General features: G+C 72.4%; 16 protein-coding genes. 12 read left to right on the top strand and 4 right to left on the bottom strand.

The window, feature by feature from the left end; translation table 11 throughout:
- The first annotated feature begins 16 nt into the window (after nt 1-16).
- From ABMY26_RS05490 to ABMY26_RS05475, 4 genes are all read left to right on the top strand, one after another.
- Nucleotides 17-307 carry a PAAR domain-containing protein gene (locus tag ABMY26_RS05490; RefSeq protein ID WP_372394476.1) on the top strand — a complete coding sequence of 97 codons (291 nt, stop codon included), beginning with the start codon at nt 17-19 and terminating at the stop codon, nt 305-307.
- 55 nt (nt 308-362) lie between these two features.
- Nucleotides 363-1,979 carry a type VI secretion system-associated FHA domain protein TagH gene (gene tagH / locus ABMY26_RS05485; protein ID WP_372394475.1) on the top strand — a complete coding sequence of 539 codons (1,617 nt, stop codon included), beginning with the start codon at nt 363-365 and terminating at the stop codon, nt 1,977-1,979.
- Nucleotides 1,980-2,046: 67 nt separating this feature from the next.
- On the top strand, nt 2,047-4,398 hold the full coding sequence (locus ABMY26_RS05480) for a serine/threonine-protein kinase (protein WP_372394474.1): 2,352 nt from the start codon (nt 2,047-2,049) through the stop codon (nt 4,396-4,398).
- A gap of 8 nt (nt 4,399-4,406) precedes the next feature.
- Nucleotides 4,407-6,161, top strand: coding sequence for an alpha/beta fold hydrolase (locus ABMY26_RS05475; protein ID WP_372394473.1), 1,755 nt, complete (start codon nt 4,407-4,409; stop codon nt 6,159-6,161).
- 22 nt (nt 6,162-6,183) lie between these two features.
- Here ABMY26_RS05475 and ABMY26_RS05470 read toward each other — a convergent pair whose 3' ends face one another.
- A complete protein-coding gene (locus ABMY26_RS05470) occupies nt 6,184-6,582 on the bottom strand; it encodes an SH3 domain-containing protein (RefSeq protein WP_372394472.1) in 399 nt (132 codons plus the stop codon).
- 338 nt (nt 6,583-6,920) lie between these two features.
- On the opposite strand from ABMY26_RS05470, the gene ABMY26_RS05465 reads away from it, so the two are divergent.
- From ABMY26_RS05465 to ABMY26_RS05450, 4 genes are all read left to right on the top strand, one after another.
- Nucleotides 6,921-8,705: a nidogen-like domain-containing protein gene (locus ABMY26_RS05465; protein WP_372394471.1), complete on the top strand. Its 1,785-nt coding sequence runs from the start codon at nt 6,921-6,923 to the stop codon at nt 8,703-8,705.
- 16 nt (nt 8,706-8,721) lie between these two features.
- A complete protein-coding gene (locus ABMY26_RS05460) occupies nt 8,722-9,570 on the top strand; it encodes an alpha/beta hydrolase (RefSeq protein ID WP_372394470.1) in 849 nt (282 codons plus the stop codon).
- Between the two features lie 76 nt (nt 9,571-9,646).
- Nucleotides 9,647-12,079 carry a caspase family protein gene (locus ABMY26_RS05455; protein WP_372394469.1) on the top strand — a complete coding sequence of 811 codons (2,433 nt, stop codon included), beginning with the start codon at nt 9,647-9,649 and terminating at the stop codon, nt 12,077-12,079.
- A 163-nt stretch (nt 12,080-12,242) separates the two neighbouring features.
- Nucleotides 12,243-12,635 (top strand): hypothetical protein, encoded by a 393-nt coding sequence (locus ABMY26_RS05450; RefSeq protein ID WP_045586120.1) that lies wholly within the window; start codon nt 12,243-12,245, stop codon nt 12,633-12,635.
- Between the two features lie 21 nt (nt 12,636-12,656).
- Here the strand turns inward: ABMY26_RS05450 and ABMY26_RS05445 are convergent, their stop codons facing one another.
- Nucleotides 12,657-13,595 (bottom strand): LysR family transcriptional regulator, encoded by a 939-nt coding sequence (locus ABMY26_RS05445; protein WP_372394468.1) that lies wholly within the window; start codon nt 13,593-13,595, stop codon nt 12,657-12,659.
- Between the two features lie 148 nt (nt 13,596-13,743).
- Between ABMY26_RS05445 and wrbA the strand changes: the two genes are divergently transcribed.
- Both wrbA and ABMY26_RS05435 read left to right on the top strand, forming a co-directional pair.
- Nucleotides 13,744-14,346 carry an NAD(P)H:quinone oxidoreductase gene (gene wrbA / locus ABMY26_RS05440; protein WP_372394467.1) on the top strand — a complete coding sequence of 201 codons (603 nt, stop codon included), beginning with the start codon at nt 13,744-13,746 and terminating at the stop codon, nt 14,344-14,346.
- A 33-nt stretch (nt 14,347-14,379) separates the two neighbouring features.
- The gene (locus tag ABMY26_RS05435) at nt 14,380-15,345 is read left to right on the top strand and encodes a glutathione S-transferase family protein (protein ID WP_372394466.1); all 966 of its coding nucleotides are present in this window, start codon (nt 14,380-14,382) and stop codon (nt 15,343-15,345) included.
- Between the two features lie 28 nt (nt 15,346-15,373).
- On the opposite strand, the gene ABMY26_RS05430 is transcribed toward ABMY26_RS05435, so the two are convergent.
- Nucleotides 15,374-15,748, bottom strand: a complete 375-nt coding sequence (locus ABMY26_RS05430) for a hypothetical protein (protein WP_372394465.1) — start codon at nt 15,746-15,748, stop codon at nt 15,374-15,376.
- Nucleotides 15,749-16,035: 287 nt separating this feature from the next.
- Here ABMY26_RS05430 and ABMY26_RS05425 point away from each other — a divergent pair, with 287 nt between their 5' ends.
- Nucleotides 16,036-18,042 (top strand): PP2C family protein-serine/threonine phosphatase, encoded by a 2,007-nt coding sequence (locus ABMY26_RS05425; protein ID WP_372394464.1) that lies wholly within the window; start codon nt 16,036-16,038, stop codon nt 18,040-18,042.
- Between the two features lie 156 nt (nt 18,043-18,198).
- On the top strand, nt 18,199-18,525 hold the full coding sequence (locus ABMY26_RS05420) for a hypothetical protein (RefSeq protein WP_372394463.1): 327 nt from the start codon (nt 18,199-18,201) through the stop codon (nt 18,523-18,525).
- A 7-nt stretch (nt 18,526-18,532) separates the two neighbouring features.
- Here the strand turns inward: ABMY26_RS05420 and ABMY26_RS05415 are convergent, their stop codons facing one another.
- Entirely contained in the window at nt 18,533-19,465 is a 933-nt protein-coding gene (locus tag ABMY26_RS05415) for an NmrA family NAD(P)-binding protein (RefSeq protein ID WP_372394462.1), read from the bottom strand.
- Nucleotides 19,466-19,562: the final 97 nt, after the last annotated feature.

Genomic DNA, 19,562 nt, shown 5'->3' with positions numbered 1-19,562 from the left:
AGCCGGAGGAGACGTCATGCCGCCCGCCGCCCGCCTGACCGACATGCACACCTGCCCGATGAGCACCGGCCCGGTTCCCCATGTCGGCGGACCGATCGTCAGCCCGGGCGTGCCGACGGTGCTGATCGAATATCTGCCGGCCGCGGTGGTGACCGACATGTGCGTCTGCGTCGGCCCGCCCGACGTGATCGTGAAGGGGTCGATGTCGGTGGTGGTCGGCGGCCGGCTGGCGGCCCGGCTCGGCGACAAGACCGCCCATGGCGGGGTGATCGTGACCGGCGCGCCGACGGTCATCATCGGCGATTGACGGGCGATCGATGGGCGATTGCCGCTAGAATGGCGGCGTGAGCGGGGAGCGTGGAATGCTGAGGCTGAGGATCGTATCGGACCATCGGGCGTCGCTGGGCGGCAATGCCGGGAAGACGTTGCATGGCGGCGATCTCACCGTCGGGCGCGGGGTGGAGAATGGCTGGATCCTGCCCGACCCCGACCTGCTGCTGTCGCGCCAGCATTGCGTCTTCCAGAAGTCCGGCGCCGGCTACCGCGTGATCGACACCAGCACCAACGGCGTCTTCCTCAACGGGTCCGACCGGCCGCTCGGCCGCAATGTGCAGGCCGACCTGTCGTCGGGCGACCGCATCCGCATCGGCCGCTTCGTCATCGAGGCGACGGTGGAGTCGCGGGATGCCCCCAGCTTCACCGAGATTGCCGGGGCCTTCGCCTTCGGCGGCAAGGCCGGTGCCCCCGATCCCTTCGCCCCGCCGCCCGACCGCGCCGCCGCGGCTTCCGATCCGTTCGACGACCTGTTCGCCGATCCGGCGGCCCGCCCCTTCGAGAGCCAGCCGCTGCGGTCGGACGAGGCGCAGTTCGATGCCTGGACCGCATCCAGCAGCGGCGCCGCGGCCCGCGAACGGACGGACGACTGGCGGTTCGGCACCGTCGACGACCATGCCGACCCGCTGAACCAGGCGCTGTCGATCGGCGCCGCCTTCCCCGATCCGGCCGCCGCGCCGCGCGCCGCCGCCGGTGGAATACCGGACGACTGGGAGGACGAGCCGTTCGGCACGCCGCAGCCTGCCGCCGCGGCCTTCCCCGATCCCGCCTTTCCGGCCGCCTCGGCGAAGGTCCAGCCGCTGCCGGCGGACTGGAACATCGACGAGACGCTGCCCGACGCCGCGGCGCAGGAGGCGCGGCCATCGGTTCCGCTGCCGGCCATGGCGCCGCTGCCGCCCCTGCCCGATGATTCGGTGATCGCACCGCGCCCGGCGCCCGCCCCGGTTCCGGAGTCCCGGCCGCCGCCCCGGCCGGAGCCGGCGCCTGCCCCGGCAGCCGCTCCGCAGCCGCAGCCGCCGTCCCCGCCCGGACCTGACGCCGCTGCCGCCATCGCCGCCTTCTACGAGGGGTTCGGCGCGCCGCTGCCGCCGGACGGGCTGCCCGACCCGCTGGCGACGATGCGCAGCATGGGCGAGGCGCTGCGCGCCGGCCTGGGCGCGCTGCACGGGTCGCTGAAGGCGCGCTCGCGCTTCAAGGACGAGTTCCATCTGGAGCAGACCAGCTTCCGCCCGGCGGGGGAAAATCCGCTGAAGCGCTGCGAGACGCTGGACGAGGCGGTATCGGTGCTGGGCCAACCGCGGCTGCGCGGCTTCCTGCCGATGACCGAGGCGGTGCGCGAGGCGGCGAGCGACGTGCAGGTCCATCATCTCGCCTATGCCGCGGCGCTGCAGACCGCGCTGAAGCAGGTGGTCGCCAAGTTCGATCCCGGCGCGCTCAGCCAGCGGCTGGAGACGCGCCTGCTCGACAGCATCGTGCCCGCCGCGCGCAAGGCCCGCTACTGGGACCAGTACGAGACGCTCTACAAGGACTTGGTGATCGAACTGGAAGAGGATTTCGACCGCGTCGTCGGCGATGCCATCGCCCGTGAATATGACCGCTTCGTGCGCGGCGATTCCGGAAGCGGTCCCGGCGGCAAGCCGGACTGACCCGCCGCCAGGGTTCAACCGCCGGCACCGCAGCCACACCAACCCCGAACCGGACCTTATCCGCGCCATGGCTCCATCCTCCGACGACAGCCCCGCACCCACCGCCATGCCGCCCGGAACCGCCGTCGGCGCGTCCACCGACATGGAGGCGACCCGCCTGCCGGATGCACGGTTGGACGCCATCCCGGCCGCCATCCCCCCGGTCACCGGCGCATCCGTCACGCCTTCCACCGCGTCCTCCATTCCGGGGGCGCCGGTCGCGGGCGGCGAGGCGGCGGGCGGGCGGGCCGCCCCGGCGCCGATCGGGACCGGCACGCTGCTGAGCCATACCTATCTGGTGGAGGGGCTGATCGCCCGCGGCGGCATGGGCGAGGTGCACCGCGCCCGCCATGTCGACATGAACACCTGGCATGCGGTGAAGGTGATCCGGCCGGAACTGGCCGAGGACGCCAAGATGGTGGAGCTGCTGCGGCGCGAGGCGGCGGTGCTGCGCGAGATCCGGCATGAGGCGGTGGTGTCCTATGACGGCGTCTTCCGCGACGAATATGGCCGGATCCTGCTGTCGATGGAGTATCTGGACGGTCCGTCGCTGCTGGAGATGCTGCAGGAGGGGCCGCTCGATGCCGGGTCGGTCGCCATCCTGCTCGACCGCATCGCCTCGGGTCTGGCGGCGGCGCACCAGCGCGGCATCGTCCACCGCGACATGTCGACCGACAACATCATCCTGCCCGGCCGCAGCATCGCCAATGCCAAGATCATCGATTTCGGCATCGCCAAGCAGACCGCGGCGGGGGCGGGCACCGTCATCGGCGACGGCTTCGCCGGCAAATACCGCTTCGCCTCGCCCGAGCAGTTCGGCCTGTTCGGCGGGCAGGTCGGGCCGCAATCCGACATCTACAGCGCCGGGCTGGTGCTGGCCGCCGCGGCGCTGGGCAAGCCCCTCGACATGGACCGGATCGAGCGGCGCATGTCGGTGCCGGACCTGTCGGCGCTGGACGAACCGCTGCGCGGCGTTCTCTGCTCCATGCTGGAGCCCGACCCGCAGGACCGGGTCAAGACGATGGCGGAGCTGGTCGGGGCGCTGACCCGGGCTCCGGCGGAGATTACGCCGTTCGACGTCACCTCCTTCCCGGTAGCCACCCCTCCGGCCGCGCAACCCGCTGCCCCATCCGCTTCCCCGTCGCCTGCCGGCAAGCCGGCGCCGGCGGCCGCCGCGACCGGACAGCCCGCCGCCGCACAGCCGAAGAAGACGCCCGTCGGCCTGATCGCGGGCGGGGTCGGCGGTCTGGTCGCGGCCGGTGTCGCCGGCTTCCTGCTGTTCGGCCAATCGCCGTCGCCCACCTCCACGACGGCGCCCCCCTCTTCCTCTGCGCCGGCTCCGGCGAAGGAGGCGTCTGCGCCGTCCCCGGCCGCCCCGCCGCTTCCCGCGCCGGGCATGACGACGGCACCGCTGCCGCCGCCCGTGGTGCCCAGGCCGGTGGAGACGGCGCAAGCCGAAACCCCCAAGCCGGTCGCGCCGGCAGCCGCATCGTCATCCCCGACCCCGACCCAGGCGGTGGCTGTCGAACCGGCTCCGTCGCCCGCCGTCTCCCCGCCGCCGGTCGCTCCGGTGCAGACGGCCGTCCAAACGGCGGCTCCCTCCGCATCGGCCCCGGTTGCCGCCCCGTCCCCGGCACCGGTGGTGCAGGCCGCCCTTCCCGCCGCTCCGCCGGCGCCCAGCCCCTCGGTGCCCCGCCCGTCGACGGCGGACGCCCGCAAGGCGGTGGAGGCCGCGGCCGGCGGCTTCGCCTGTGCCGGCTTGCGGACGGTGGAGGCGGCGGACGGCCTGAGGATCAGCGGCTATGTCGGCACCGACGACGATGCCCGCACCCTGAAGGCGGCGATCGGCACGCTGCCGAAGGGGATCGATGTCGACGCCCGCGTCGCCGTGCGCCCCTGGCCGCTGTGCGAGGCGCTGGGTGTCGCCGGATTGCCGGCGCGTGTCGAGGGGCAGGGCGCCGGGGCGTTGGGGCTGGGCTTCAACCGGCCGTCGATGGTCTACCGGAAGGGCGAGAAGCTCGAGGTCACCGTCACCGCCGGGACGTCGGGCTACCTGACCGTCGACTACATCGACATGGAAGGCAACGCGATCCACATGGTGCCGATGCGCCTGCGCCGCGACGACCGGCTGGAGGCCGGGCGTCCGGTCACGCTGGGCGTCGCCCGGTCGCCCAGCGACCGCGTCTACACCATCACGCCGCCCTATGGCGCGGCGATGATCCTGGCGCTGGTGACGCGCGAACCGCTGTTCCCCGCCGACCGCGAGGAGGTGGAGCCGGCCGGCGCCTATCTGGCGGGCCTGCGCGGCGCGCTGGCCAAGGCCGAGGCGACGGGCGGCGTCCTCGCCCAGTCCGCCTTCTTCACCACCGTCGCCGAGTAGGCCGGGCGATGGCATCCGGAGGGGCGTCCAAGGGGGCGTCCGGGCGGGCGTCCGGGAGGCGCCGCATCGCCGTCGCCGGAGGCGTGCTGGCGCTCTGCGCGCTGGCCGGCGGGCTGCTGGGCTACGGCATCGACCGGTTCGCCGGCCCATCCGCGCCCCCGTCGTCCGCACCGGCCCCGCCCGCCGTGCAGGCGCCGGTCACCGTGGCGGTTGCACCGCCCGCGCCCGTTCCGGCACCGCAGCCTGTCCCGCAACCCCTCCCGCAACCGGCTTCCGGCCCGGCCGCACCTGCCCCCGCCCCGGCGGCCGCGCGGGCCGCTCTCGCCGCCGTACCCTGTCCCGACGGGCCGCTGCCGGCCGGGCCGGCGCCGCGCTGCCATGGCCTGCGCGTGCCGTCGGACTGGCTGCGGCCCGACAGCCTGCCGCTCGACCTGTTCGTGATGGTGCTGCCGGCGCTCGGCGGCGCCCCGGCGGCCGATCCGGTCGTCCTGCTCAGCGGCGGGCCGGGGCAGGGCGCCAGCGACGACCTGCGCGGCAGCGCGGCGATCCTGGCGCCGATGCGCGACGCCCGCGACCTGATCCTGGTCGACCAGCGCGGCACCGGCCGGTCGCGCCCGTCGCTGCGCTGCCCGGCGCTCGACCCGCTGCGATACTGGTTCGGCGGCGTGACCGCCGGGGATGCCGCCGCCTGCCTGGAGCCGCTGCGCCGCGCCGGCTACCGGCTGGAGGATTTCGACAGCGGCCAAAGCGCCGCCGACCTGCGGGCGCTGCGCGGCGCGCTGGGGGTGGAGCGCTGGAACGTCGTCGCCACCTCCTATGGCGGGGTGCTGGCGCAGGCGCTGCTGCGGGTCGACGGGGCTGCGGTGCGCAGCCTCGTGCTGAATTCGCCGGCCGCGGCGGATGCGACCTGGCTCGACCTCGACCGCCTGACCGCCATCCGGCAGGCCCACCGCCGCATGGTGGAGGATTGCGCCGCCCAGCCCGATTGCGCCCGCGCCTTCCCGCGGCTGGGGCAGGCGGTGGAGCGGCTGTCCGCCGCGCTGGAGCGCCGGCCGTTCGGCCTGCGGCTGCGCCACCCGGTCACCGGACGGGAAACCGACCTGAGCCTCACCTGGCCGATGGTCGCCACGGTCCTGGCCCTGCGGCTGGGCAGCGCCGACGGGATGGTGGCGCTGCCGGCCCTGCTCGACCATCTCGACCGCGCGGTCGCCGCCCGGCGGATGCCTGCCGGCGGGGGTGAGCCGCCGGCCGACATCGTGGACGATCCGGCCATCGTGTCGCTGGTGATGCCGCCGTCCTTCTGGCGTGCGCTCGACAGCCTCGCCTATGGGCTGAACCTGACGGTCGGCTGCCGCGAGAACCGCCCGCACATCGACGCCGCCGCCGCCCGGCTCGCCGCCGCCGGCCTGCGCCCGTACGTCGTCGCCGAAGCGGTGGAAACCGATTACGATGCCGCCTGTCCGGCATTGCAGCTGACGCCGGTCGACCCGGCCTTCTACCGGCCGGTCCCGTCCGACGTGCCGGCGCTGATCCTGACCGGCGCCTACGATACGCTGACCGCACCGGCCCGGGCGGAGGCGATGGGGCGCAGCCTGGGCCGGGCGACGCTGATGTCGTTCCGCGGGATCGGCCATGACGTGCTGGGCGTCAGCGCCTGCGGCCGGGCCGTGGCGGCCGGCTTCGTCGAGACGCTGTCCACCGGCGACGCCGGCAACTGCCTGGACCGTCTCCTGCCGCCGTCCTTCGCCACCCGGCTGCCATAGCGCCGTCGCGGGCGCCGCCGGTTCAGCGGTTCCGGGCCAGCAGCGAGGTGACGACGAACCCCGCGCGCCCCTGATGCTCGACCGGGGTCCAGGCGCCCTCGGCCGGTCCGGTCACGGTCAGCAGCGTTCCCTGGGGCAGCACGCCGAGCACCGGCGCCGCCTGGGCCGGCTCGGCCCGCAGGTTGACCGCACGGGCGGCGACCGTCGCCGTGCCGCCGGTTGCCTGCCCGACCCCCTGGCGCGCCCCCTGCTGCACCCCCTGGCGTGCCTGCGACCCGACGGCCTGATCGACGATCCGGCTCTGGTTGCGCAGCAGGCTGTCGGAACCGCCTTGCGCATGAGCGGCCGGCATGGTGGCCAGAGATATGCCGGCCAGAAGCATGGCGGCGAGCGTGGCGGCTGCGGGAAGACCCTTCTTCATCGTCTGCATTCCTCAAATCGCGGCCGGCCTTGGCTGCGGTCGATTTCAAGTGTGACCTGGAACCATATCCTGCCAATGCTTTTCCGCATGGGAGGAATGTTGCCGGCGCGCAACAGCCGCGGATGGAAGTTCAGGCGGGAAGCGGTGCGGCGAAATTTCTCTCAATTGTACGGCGAATCCGTGCGACCGTTTCTCCGAAAATCATACCGCATTCGATAGGGTTGTGGGGGCTTCCCGTGTCGAAGGCGTGCCGTCGTGCGCATCTCTGCGTGCCGTGGCCGCGTTCACGCGCATCCGCTCTCTCCGATCCCGATTGCCACCTTCGGAGAATCCGGACGATGTCGACCTGGACCAGGGCAATTCATTCTTCCAGCCCGCGCACCGCGGCCATCGCGCTGGCGGTCGGGCTCGCATGGGGGCTGGCAGCCGGACTTCCGGCGGCGCTCGTCGCGGCGTCCGGCGCCGAGGCCGGCACCATGCTCGAGAGCGGCGTGACCTATGCCGGCTCCCTGGCCGCGAACGACGACGGTTCGACCTCGCCGGTGTCGCTTGGCTTCGCCGCCAACATCTGGGGCACCTCGCGCAGCACCGCCTATGTCAACAACAACGGCAACATCACCTTCGGGCAAAGCAACGCCACCTTCACGCCGTCGGCGCTGAACCGGGTCGGCCGCGACATCATCGCCCCCTTCTGGGCCGACGTGGACACCCGCAACGGCGGCACCGTGCAGTATGGCCAGTCCGTCGTGGACGGCCGCACCGCCTTCGTCACCACCTGGAACAACGTCGGCTATTACGGCGGCAGCGACAAGCGCAACAGCTTCCAGGTCGTGCTGGTCGACCGTTCCGACCGCCGGACCGGCGATTTCGACATCCAGATGAACTACAACCAGATCCAGTGGGAAACCGGCAGCGCGTCCGGCGGCAGCGGCGGCCTGGGCGGCTCGTCGGCCCGCGCCGGCTATTCCAATGCGGACGGCACCCAGTATTACGAGATCAACGGCTCGGCCGTGCCCGGCGCCTTCCTGGACAACAGCGCGGTGACGGCGCTGATCCGCCAGTCGAACGTCAGCATTCCCGGCCGCTACCTGTTCGAGGTGCGCAACGGCGCCATCGTGCTGACCAGCGTCGACGTCGACACCCGCGCCGCGTCCGGCGTGACGCAGGAGGCCTCGCTGGCCCAGGTCGCGCAGCAGAGCGAGCGCGCCGTGGTCACCCAGACCGTCCGCGCCATCGCCAGCCGCGTCAGCGACGCGCTGCGCGGCCAGATGGGCGCCCGCCAGCGCAGCGCCGAAGGCGGCCCGTCCGGCTTCGGCCTGTCGGCCGGCGATGCCGCCGGGGGCACCGGGCAATTGTCCGGCTGGGCCGACGGCAGCGTCTCCTTCCTGCGCAGCTTCGAGCCGGCGGCGGAATTCAACGGCCGCACCCAGACCGCCATGGTCGGCGCCGACTACAAGCTGACCGGATCGCTGGTGGTCGGCGCTGCGGTCGGGATGGAGCACAATCATTTCGACCTGACCACCCTGAACGGCCGGCGCACCGGCAACGGGCTGTCGGTCACGCCCTATCTCGGCTACGCCATCAACGATTACCTCACGGTCGATGTCAGCCTGTCCTACGGCCACGGCTACAACCGCACCCGCCAGAACCTGCTGGGCGGGATGAGCACCGGGCGCTACGGCTCGGACCGGCTGATCGCCAGCACCAACCTGTCCGGCTATCTGGTGGAGGGCGCCTGGACCTTCCGCGGCGTCACCGGCCTGTCCATCGCCCGCACCCGCAGCGACAGCTACACCGACAGCGCCGGCGCGGTGGTGTCGCCGGGCGTCAACGATCTGCGCCAGTGGCGCCTCGGGGGCGAGGCGGAGTATGAAGCGACGCCGAGCGTCCGGCCCTTCGCCGGCGCCACGCTGGAGTACGACATGCTGAACCGCAACACCGGCAGCACGGGCGGCGCCCTGGTGACGTCCGGGGGCGGCAACCGCGCCGGCATGGTCGCCGCGGCCGGCGTCCGGGTGAGCGCGAACGACGCGCTGAACCTGACTGCCCAGGTGACGACCCAGGCCTTCCGCGCCAACCAGCGCGACACGACGGTCGGCCTGTCGGCCCGCATGGCCTTCTGAGCGGGGGCGGCACCGGTTGTCCTCCCGTCCGGTCGGAGCGGCCCGGCGGCTCGCGCCGCTGCTGCTGGCGGCGCTGCCGCTCGCCACCGGCTGCGCCGGCCTGACCCCGGCGGAGCGGCAGGCGGCGGTGGATGCCGCCGCCCGGCCGGCCGGCCTGCTGCCGCACAGCTTCAAGGCGCCGCCCTTCACCCTTGCCGGCTGGCTGCGTGCCGGCGCTTCCGGGCCGCTGGTCGTCTACATCGAGGGCGACGGCCATGCCTGGAGCACGATGACGCAGCCGTCGCGCGACCCGACGCCGCGCAACCCGGTGGCGCTGGCCCTGGCGCTGGAGGATCCGGCGCCGCGGGTGCTCTATCTCGGCCGGCCCTGCCAGTATGGCGGGGTGGCGGCCGATGCCGCCTGCACCGCCCGGTTCTGGACCTCCCACCGCTTCGCCCCGGAGGTGGTCGACGCGCTCGGCCATGCGCTGGACGAGGCGGAGCGGGCGAGCGGGGCCGACCGGCTGGTGCTGGTCGGCTATTCCGGCGGCGGGGTGGCGGCGGCGCTGCTGGCGGCGCGGCGCAGCGACGTCGCCGCGCTGGTGACGCTGGTGGCTCCGCTCGACCTTGCGGGCTGGGCGGCGGCCAAGGGGCTGAGCCCGCTCGCCGGATCGCTCGACCCGGCGGCGGAGGCGGGGCGGCTGGCCGGGCTGCCGCAATGGCACATCGCCGGGGGCAGGGACCGGGTGGTCCCGCCGGACATCGTGCGTGGCTATGCCGGCCGTGCCGGCGTGCCGGTGCGGGTGGTGCCGGGGATGGAACATGACGGCGACTGGCCGGCGCTGTGGCCGGGCCTGCGCGCGGCCTTCCCGGAACCCCGCGGTTGACCGGTCCCGGTTGCCCGGCTTCAACTTCAAGACGCGGCGGGCCGCTTGGGCCGCCGATCCATCGAGGGGTCGCGAGATGTTCAACCGCCGCCGGCTTTCCGCCTGCCTGACCGGTTCCGCCCTGCTGGCCGGCCTCCTGCTGGCCGGGCTCCTTGTCACGGGATGGAGCCAGCCGGCCGCGGCGCAGGGGGCGATCATGCGCAACCAGACGCGCATCATCAACCAGGCCGTCACCAACCAGGTGCGCCAGGCCCTGCGGCCGCGCCTGCTGGTCCGCGACGGCGCCGGTGCGGTGTCGGCGATGGAGACGGGGGCCGCCGGCCGCCATCTGGCCCTGGCCTCTGCCGACGGCGGTGTCCGCGTGTGGGATCTGGAGAGCGGCCGGCAGGTCCAGCGGCTCCAGGCCGGGCCGGTGCGCGCCCTGGCGGTGGCCGACGCCAGCCGCACGCTGGCGACGGTCGGCCCCGACGGATCGGTCACGCTGTGGGACATCCTGCAAGGCCAGCCCCTGCGCCGGATCGCCGCGGGCGGCGTCCAGGCGGTGCGGCTGTCGCCCGACGGCGCCCTGCTCGCCACCGCCGCCGCCGATGGCACGGTGCGGCTGTGGAGCGCCGGCAGCGGCCAGCCGGCGGCAACCCTGCCGGGGGCCGGCGGAGCGGTGGCGGCGCTGGCCTTCTCGCCCGATGGGCGCCGGCTGGCGGCCGGCGGCGCCGACCGCGCCGTCCGGCTCTGGTCGATCCCGGACGGCCAGCCGCTGGCCACCATGACCGGTGCCGACGCCGCGGTGACCGCGCTGGCCTTCGCCGCCGACGGCACCCTCCATGCCGGCGATGCCGGCGGCGCGGTGCAGGTCTGGCGGGCCGGGTCCACCACCCCGGCCCGCAGCATCCGCGCCGCCGGCAGCGCCGTCACCGCGCTGGCGGTGCGCCCCGACGGGCTGGTCGCCGTGGCGAACGGCAGCCGCAGCCTGGGCGTCTGGACCGGCGAGGGCCGGCAGCTCGTCTCGGTCGAGAACCCGGAGGGGACCGTCGCCGCCGCCGCCTTCGCGCCGGGGGCGGAGCGGGTGATCGGCGCCGGGTCGGACGGCCGGGCGCGGGTGTGGGATCTCGGCAGCGGGGCGCTGGCCGCGCAGCTGATCATGACGCGGGGCGGCTGGAGCGTGCTCGACGGCGCCGGTCGCTTCGACGGCTCCGACGGCGGGCTGGGCGACGTCGCCTGGCAGGCGGAGCAGGAGGTGTTCGAGATGACGAACTTCTCCCAGCCCTATTACGAACCCGGCCTGCTGGCCAAGACGCTGCGGGCGCCGGCCGCCCTGCTGACCCCCGGCGCGCCCACCGTCACCGCCGGCATCGCGCCGCCGCCGACGGTGCAGATCGCCGCGCCCGCCGGTGCGGCCGCCCCCGGCCCGGCCTCCGTCGCCGTCACCGCGGCCGACCGCGGCGCCGGCATCGCCGAGATCGTGCTCTATGCCAACGGCAAGGCGCTCGATCCCGCCGCCGTCACCGCGACGGAGGATGTCGACGTCAACGGCCAGCCCGGCCGCCGCGTCACCTTCACCGTCGATCTGGTGGCCGGAACCAACCGGCTGCGCGCCGTGGCGCTGGGCGACAACCGCATCGAGAGCGTGCCGGCGCAAGCGCTGGTGACGGTGGTCGCCCCGGTGGAGAAGCCGGTGCTGCATGTGGTGGTGGTCGGCATCAACCAGTATGCAAACCCGGTGCTGGAGCTGAACTACGCCGTGGCCGACGCCCGCGGCGTGACCGCCTGGGCCCGCAAGCAGACCGGCGGCGGCGTCTTCGCCGAGGTGAAGCTGCACGAGCTGTATGACCGGCAGGCGACCCGCGCCAACATCGGCTCCCTGTTCGCGCAGCTGAAGGCGACGCGGCCGCAGGATGTGGTGGTGATCTATGTCGCCGGCCATGGCGAGAATGCCGAGCAGAGCTGGTATTTCCTGCCGACCGAATTCGGCCGCAACCTGCCCTTCGAGACGGCGGCCGGCGATGCCCGCGGCGGACAGGCCTTCCGTCAGGCGGTGCTGCAGGCGGTGGCGGCGGACGGCATCAGCGCCCGCAGCTTTTACAGGAACGTGCTGCAGATCGGCGCGCAGCACGTCGTTCTGCTGATCGATTCCTGCAAGTCGGGCGGCGTCAGGCGGGCGTTCGAGGCCGATGCCGACCGCCGTGCCCTGGCCCTGGTCGGTCAGCAGGCCGGCGTCCATATCCTGGCGGCGACCGACAAGAACCAATTGGCGGTGGAGCTGGAGGCGCTCGGCCACGGGGCCTTCACCTATGCGGTGCTGAACGGGCTGGGCGGTGCCGCCGACGGCAATCCGGCCGACGGCATGGTTTCGGCGCGCGAGGTGCTGGGCTATGCCGTGGCGCAGGTTCCGGCGATGGCGCTGCGCCATAGCCAGAGCGAGCAGAACCCGACCGCCTTCTCCCGCGGCGCGGATTTCACCCTGGGGCCGGCCGGCGAGCGGCAGGCGAAGGCCAGGAAGAAGAAGTCGTAGCGCGGACGGGGGGTGCCGTTCCGCCGGCCATCTTAACGATTTCGCCGCCGCCCCGCGGCGTCCATTGCCAGACGCGGGCGCAAACACTATGATTTCGGTCGTGCTATCCGGATTTGGGCTGCATGTCCGGTCCGGGGCCGCTTGAGACGATCGGAAGACCCGCATGGACGCTGACGACCTTTCCCTGGACGACAACCGCACCATCCAGGCCATCGGCATCCTCGCCGACGTGCTGGACGGGGTGGAGGGGCCGGGCGGTCTCGACACGGTGCTGGTGTCCAAGGCGCTGCGGCAGGTGATCGCCACCAAGTCGCAGCCGGCCTTCGAGTTCGCCTCCCGCGCCTTCAACACCCTCGACCCGGCGGTCCGCCGCCAGGTGGCCGACCATGCCGACGAGGCGGCGCATCATTCGGTAGAACTGCGCGGCCGTGTCGGCGGCTTCCTGTCGACCGCCCCGAAGAAGCCGGTGCCGCAGGGCCCGGTGGTCGGCCAGCAGCCGAACTTCATCACCGCGCTGAACCTGCGCTCCCGCCGCCGCCCCAACTCGCCGTCGTAACGCCTTGCGAGGTGGCGGGGGCTATCGGCCCGCCTGCTGCGGCAGCGTGTCGAGCAGCGTGCAGTCCCAATAGGGATGCGGGCCGAAACGCTGCACCAGGAAATCGACGAAGACCCGCACCTTGGGCGACAGGTGGCGGTTCTGCGGATAGACGGCGTTGACCGCCAGTTCCGACGGTACATTGCGGTGGAGCACGGCGACCAGTTCGCCGCGGGTCAGCGCCTGGCCGCACAGGAAGGTCGGCGACATCGCGAAGCCGAGCCCGGAGATCGCCGCCTCGCGCAGCAGGTCGCCGTTGTTGCTGCGGATCGGCCCCGACACCCGGATGCTGCGCGCCTCGCCGTCGACCGTGAACTGCCACAGGTCGGGGGAGGGGACGTTGGTGTAGATCAGGCAGCTGTGCCGGGCCAGATCCTCCGGCGTTTCCGGCACGCCATGCTGCTTCAGGTAGGCCGGGCTTGCGCACAGCGCCATGCGGGCCGGGGCCAGCCGCCGGGCGATCAGCGAGCTGTCGCGCAGCCGGCCGATGCGGATCGCCAGGTCGTACCCCTCGTCGATCAGATCGACGGTGCGGTCGTTCAGATCCATGTCGATCTCGACGGACGGGTAACGCTCCAGGAACTCCGCCACCGCCGGGGCGAGATGGAGGATGCCGAAGCTGACCGGCGCGTTCAGCCGCAGCCGGCCGCGCGGGGCGGCATGCAGGTCGGCGACCGCCTGCTCCGCCTCCTCCAAATCGGCGAGGATGCGGGTGCAGCGCTCGTAATAGGCCTGCCCGACCTCGGTCAGGCTGAGCTTGCGGGTGGTGCGGTTCAGCAGCCGCGCGCCCAGCCGGTTCTCCAACTCGCCGATGCGGCGGGAGACCACCGATTTCGACAGGTTGAGCCGGTCCGCGGCGGCGGTGAAGCTCTTGGTGTCCACCACCTTGATGAAGGCGAGCATGTCGTCGAGGCGATCCATGGCATTGTTGTACACCGGGAAACAATGAGGTGCCAAGATCCGGTATTACCGGAAAGCCCTCCGCACCCTATTTCTGGATGACCGCAAAGCCGGTCCCGCCGATTGCGGCGACCGCATCCGTGACAACCGGGAATGGGGAGTGGCGACGATGGCGAAGGTTCTGGTGCTCTACTACAGCAGCTGGGGTCATGTGTCGGAGATGGCGCAGGCGGTGGCCGACGGTGCCCGCTCGGTCGCCGGGACCGAGGTGGCGGTCAAGCGCGTGCCCGAACTGGTGCCGGAGGCCGTCCGCCAGTCCGCCCACTACAAGGACGAGAGCGGCGTTCCGGTCGCCACCGTCGACGAGCTGGCGCAGTATGACGCGATCGTCATCGGCACGCCGACCCGCTACGGCAACATGGCCTCGCAGATGAAGAACTTCCTCGACCAGACCGGTGGCCTGTGGGCCAAGGGCGCGCTGGTCGGCAAGGTCGGCAGCGTCTTCACCTCCACCGCCACCCAGCATGGCGGGCAGGAGAGCACGATCCTCAGTACCCACACCGTCCTGCTGCATCTCGGCCTGGTGATCGTCGGCCTGCCCTATTCCTTCCAGGGCCAGATGGGCGTCTCGGAAGTGATGGGCAACTCGCCCTACGGCGCCAGCACCATCGCCGACGGCGACGGGTCGCGCCGGCCGAGCGCGGTCGAGCTGGACGGCGCCCGCTACCAGGGCCGCCACGTTGCCGAAATCGCGACGAAGCTGAGCGCCTGACGGCGGACCGATGCTGAGAAAGGGGAGGGAGCCATGGGCCTGCTGATCGATGGACAATGGCATGACCAGTGGTACGACACCGGGAAGACGGGCGGCGCCTTCGTCCGGACCGAGGCGCAGTTCCGCGACCGGGTGTCGGCCGACGGCTCCACCCCCTACCCGGCGGAGGCCGGTCGCTATCACCTGATGGTGTCGCTCGCCTGCCCCTGGGCGCACCGCACCCTGATCCTGCGCAAGCTGAAGCGGCTTGAGGGGGCGATCGGCGTCAGCATCGTCGAGCCGCTGATGCTGGCCGACGGCTGGACCTTCGCCGGGCCGGAGCCGGTCACCGGCGCCACCCGCCTGCACGAGGTCTACACCCGCGCCAACCCCGGCTACAGCGGCCGGGTGACGGTGCCGGTGCTGTGGGACCGCCAGACCTCCAGCATCGTCAACAACGAGTCGGCGGAGATCATCCGCATGCTCAACCGCGCATTCGACGCCTTCACCGATGTCCGCACCGATTTCTGTCCGCCCGACCTGCTGGACGAGATCGACCGCATCAACGCCTTCGTCTACGACCGCATCAACAACGGCGTCTACAAGGCGGGATTCGCCACCGCGCAGGACAAGTACGAGGCCGCCTTCGACGCGCTGTTCGACGCGCTGGACGAGGTGGACGCCCTGCTGGCGACCCGGCGCTGGCTGGTCGGCAACCGGCTGACCGAGGCCGATTGGCGCCTGTTCACCACGCTGGTGCGCTTCGACGCCGTCTATGTCGGGCATTTCAAGTGCAACAAGCGGCGGATCGCCGACTATCCCCACCTGTCGGGCTATCTGCGCGACCTGTATCAGGTGCCGGGCGTGGCGGAAACGGTGAGTTTCGACCACATCAAGCGGCATTACTACGGCAGCCACGCCACCATCAACCCGACCGGCATCGTGCCGAAGGGGCCGGCGCTGGATCTCGACGCGCCGCATGGCCGCGACGCGCTGGGACCGGATCCGCTCGCGGCGTGACGGGGCGGCCTGCCGGCGGAGCCGACGGTCAGGGCTTGTAGCAGCGGGCCATGTCTTCCGGGCTGCCCATGGCCTCGCACTGGAAGCCGTTGGAGAAGCGGAAGCGCAGCGGCCCGGTCTTGCGCACGCTGACCACCGGCTTCTGCCCCGCGTCCTGGAAGGCGACCCAGGCGGAGCTGTCGAAGCGTGTCTGCAGCCCGTTGCTCAGGCTCACCCGGCCCTGGTTGTCCTTGCGCACCACGACGCCGGTGCTGAACAGCAGGTTCGGCCCGTCCGCCTTCGCGGTCAGGCCGTTGGTGCAGTTCACGCCCTCCGGCTTGACGGCGACGCATTCGAAGGAATTCGGGTGGCTGGCGGTGAGGACCATCGCGTAGACGGCGATTTCCAGGACGTTCATCGGCATGGGCGGGCACCGGCGGGGTGGAGGCGGCGGAGTGGAGGCGCTGGGCGTCGCAGCGCTGCGGTCCCTCATGGGGACCGGTCCATCCTGCGGCAAATCCGGTTACGAAATGGATAATGTCGCGCCTACGGTCGAATCTTGCGCAGCCTCCTCCGGCGCTTCCGTCCTCCCGGACCATACGGTCGTGATCATGAGAGGGTTCGCGGCGGGTGCGGCCCCCCGTTCCTGGACTTGCGCGTCCCGGACCGGTAGAAGCGGTGGCAATTGCCACAATGGGCGGGCGCATTCCCATGACGTTCCAACAGCGTTTGATCCTGCTGGTCACCGGCCTGGTGCTGCTGGCGGTGGCGGCTGTCACCGTGGCGATGGCCTGGACAACGCACGCCGCCCTCACCGAGCGGATCGAGGCCGAGGCGCGGCAGGCGGCCGGCATGCTCGCCCGCGGCGCCGCCCAGGCCCGCGACATCCCGCAGGAGGTCGACGCGCTGCTCTCCGAGCGTCTGCTGTCGGAAGCGACGCTGACCGCCCATCTGGTGGCATTGGCCGAGGCGGCGAAGCTGCCGCCGCGCACCATCAACGACCGGCTGAAGCAGATCGCCGAGTCCGGCGGCCCGGACGAGATGTGGATCACCGACAACCGCGGCCGGGCCTATCTGCACAACCAGCCCGGTCCCGACCCGACCTTCGGCCAGGATGCCAAGGGCGGGCCGCGCCACGGCGCCTATGCCGGCCTGCTGAACCGCTCGCCGGCCTCGCTGGCGTCGGAGCCGGCGATGGAGGGCGGGCGGCTGATGAAGTTCGCCGGGGTCGCCGGGGTGGACAGGCCGCGGATCGTCCAGGTCGGCGCCGAGGTGCGGCGGCTGGGCGACATCGTGCGCAAGTCGGGGACCGACGGGCTGATCGACGGGCTGCTCGCCGACCGGTCGGTGGAGGCCGCATGGCTGCTCGACCGTGACGGCCGGGTGCTGGCGCGCGGCGCGGTGGTCGGCGATGCCGGCGGCGGCCCGCTGTCCGACGCCGACACCGCCGCGGCCAAGGCGGCGGCAGTGGGCGGCGAGGCGGCGTTGCGGGTGGCGGGCGACGGGCTGCTGGCCTTCGCTCCGGTCAGCTATGCCGCCAATTCGGCCGCCGCCGCTTCCCAGGCGGGCGTCCCGGCGGTCGCGGTGGTGCGCCTGCCCTATGGCGAGCCGGGGGCGATGCTGGGCCGCCAGCTCAAGATCGGCGGTCTGGTCGGCGTCTTCGTGCTGGCGCTGGGCATCTATGCCTGCATCCGCTTCGCCCGCGACCAGATGGCGCCGGTGGAGCGGCTGGGCGAGGCGGTCAAGGCGGTGGAGGCCGGGCGCTTCAACCCCTTCACCCTCAACGAGGCCGCCGACCGCGACGACGAGTTCGGGCGGCTGTCGCGCGTCTTCCGCCGCATGGCGATGGAGGCCACCGCGCGCGAGGAGACGCTGGACGCCCAGCTGGTCATGCGCGGGGCGGAGCTGGAGACCAAGAGCGAGAAGCTGGCCGCCGCCGAACAGCTGATCGAGGAGGAGCAGCGCGCCGCCCGCGACGTGCAGTCCAACCTGCTGCCGCGCCAGCTGCCGGTCGGCCGCGACAGCCAGTTCTACGGCGTGCTGCTGCCCGGCGACACGGTCAGCGGCGACTTCTACGACGTGATCGAGCTGGACGAGCGCCGCAGCCTGCTGGTGACGGCCGGCGTGTCGGGCGGCGGCGTGCCGGCGGCCTTCCTGATGCTGATGGTGCGCGGCGCCATCCGCGAAACCGCCCGCGCCGGGGTCGGTGCCGGACTCGGCCCGGCCGCCATCCTGACCGGCGCGAACGAGCGGCTGTGCGGCGAAAGCCCGTTCAACGGCTTCGCCACCGCCTTCGTCGCCATCTACGACCGCGTTTCCGGCACCCTGGTCCATGCGGCGGCCGGCCATCGCGGCGCCTGCCGCGTCACCGCCGAGGGCGGGGTGGAGTTCCTGTCGGCGGCCGGCGGCCCGGCGCTGGGCGTGCGCCGCGGCGCCCCCTATGGCGAGGCGACGGTGGTCCTCAACCAAGACGAATCGCTGTTCCTGTGCACCGACGGCGTCCTGCGCTCCATCGACGGCCAGCGCGACGCCTTCGGCGAGGAGCGCCTCGCCGCGACCCTGGCGGCCAGCCGCGGCATGTCCGCCCGCGACCGTGCCGAGCTGGTCCTGCGCACGGTCCATGCCCATACCCAGTCCGGCGGGGTCATCGCCGGCGATCTGGTGTGCCTGGTTCTCCGCCGCCTGCTGCCGGTGTCCGAGACGGCGGAGGCGGTGTGAGCGGGTAGGCGTCGCCAGCCCCCCCCTGGACAGCGACGCCTCCTCTTCTCCCACGCCCCCTCCCGCGCCGGTTGCCGTCTCTCCTTCGGAGAGGGTTACTTCGCGGTTGCAAAAACCCTATCCTTGCAGCGCAACATCCTGAACGGAGCCGCGAGCATGGACCGCAAGCCGGACGAGACGATCGTGACCGCCCATCTGCCGAACCTGGAAATCCGGATCCGGCACCGCGAGGCGGGGGAGGACGGTGCGGAGGTGATCGCCATCCAGTTCCGCGCGACCCCGTCCTTCGACGCGGTCGCCCGCCTGCTGGCGCCGGCCCTGACGACCCCGCTGCTGCCGGGCGGTTCCTTCGGCACCCCCGGCGGTTTGCCCGGAGCCGGCCCGATGGTCGAGATGTGGCTGGCGCCGATGCGGCTGTGGGGCGAGATGGTGCGGCAGGCCTGGGCGCCCTGGCTCCAGGGCGGTTCGGCGCCGCGGCGCTGATGTCCGGTCAGTCCCGGGAGCACCAGGTGTGGAAGGTTTCCGTTGCCTGGGGCCCGGCGACCGACTGCAGGTAGCGCGGCTTCCAGACGTCTCTGACGAAGCTTTCCATCGTGGTGGGCAGCGGGCTGCGGCTGCCGTGGAACCGCACGCGCCGGTCGTTCAGCGCGTCGAGGGTCTGGCTGTCGTCGAGCCATGTTTCCGGCGTCCCGAACCTCTCGAGATACGTGGCCTCGACATCCTTCCGTGCCCTGTCGACGAGCCGGTATTCCACCGGCCGGCCGATCTCCCTGCCGATGATCGCGGCCACCTCGGGCATCGTGAGATCCTCCGATCCGACTTCGCGGATGACGCGGTGTCCGCCCGTCGGATCGGTCAGCTCCCTGGCCGCCAGATCGGCGATGTCCCGCGTCGCCACCCACGGCAGCGTCACGCCGGGGTCGAGCGACCAGCCGATCCGGCCATGCCGTGCGACCGCATCGGTGAAGAACAGCATGTTCTCCATGAACCAGCCGGCGCGCAGATGCACCAAGTCGATGGCGTCGAGTTGGTTCAGCGTCCGGTCCAGCTTGTAGAAGCTCTCGAAATGGCCGGTGCTTCCGCTGACCTCCGACCCCATGGCCGTCAAGCTCACGGCCAGCCTGACCGGAGACTTGCGGAGCGCATCGACGAAGCGCTGTGCGACCGCCGGATAATGCCCGTGGATGTTGCTCCAGTCGGTCTTCACCATCAGGAACGCGGCATCGGCATCCTGGAAGAAGCCGTCGAGGTCTCCGGCTCCTGTGTCGAAGCTTCCCAGGAAGGGCTCCGCTCCGGCCTCGACCAGCGCGTCGAGGCCCGGACCGCCCCTCGACAGGGCCCTTACCCGATGCCCGGCGGCCAGGAGGGTTCGGGTGAGCGTGGCGCCGATCCTGCCGGTTGCGCCGACGACGGAAATTCGCATGACAATCTCCAACGGATGTCTGGTGATACGGGTCGCATGTGGCCGGCCGGGGCACCCGTGGCCGGCGACCGGGTTGCCGTTCACCATCGATAGCGGA

Origin of the sequence: Azospirillum sp. HJ39, from assembly GCF_041507355.1 — a bacterium.
Taxonomy (GTDB): Bacteria; Pseudomonadota; Alphaproteobacteria; order Azospirillales; family Azospirillaceae; genus Azospirillum; species Azospirillum thiophilum.
This window is presented reverse-complemented; position numbering and strand designations above follow the sequence as displayed.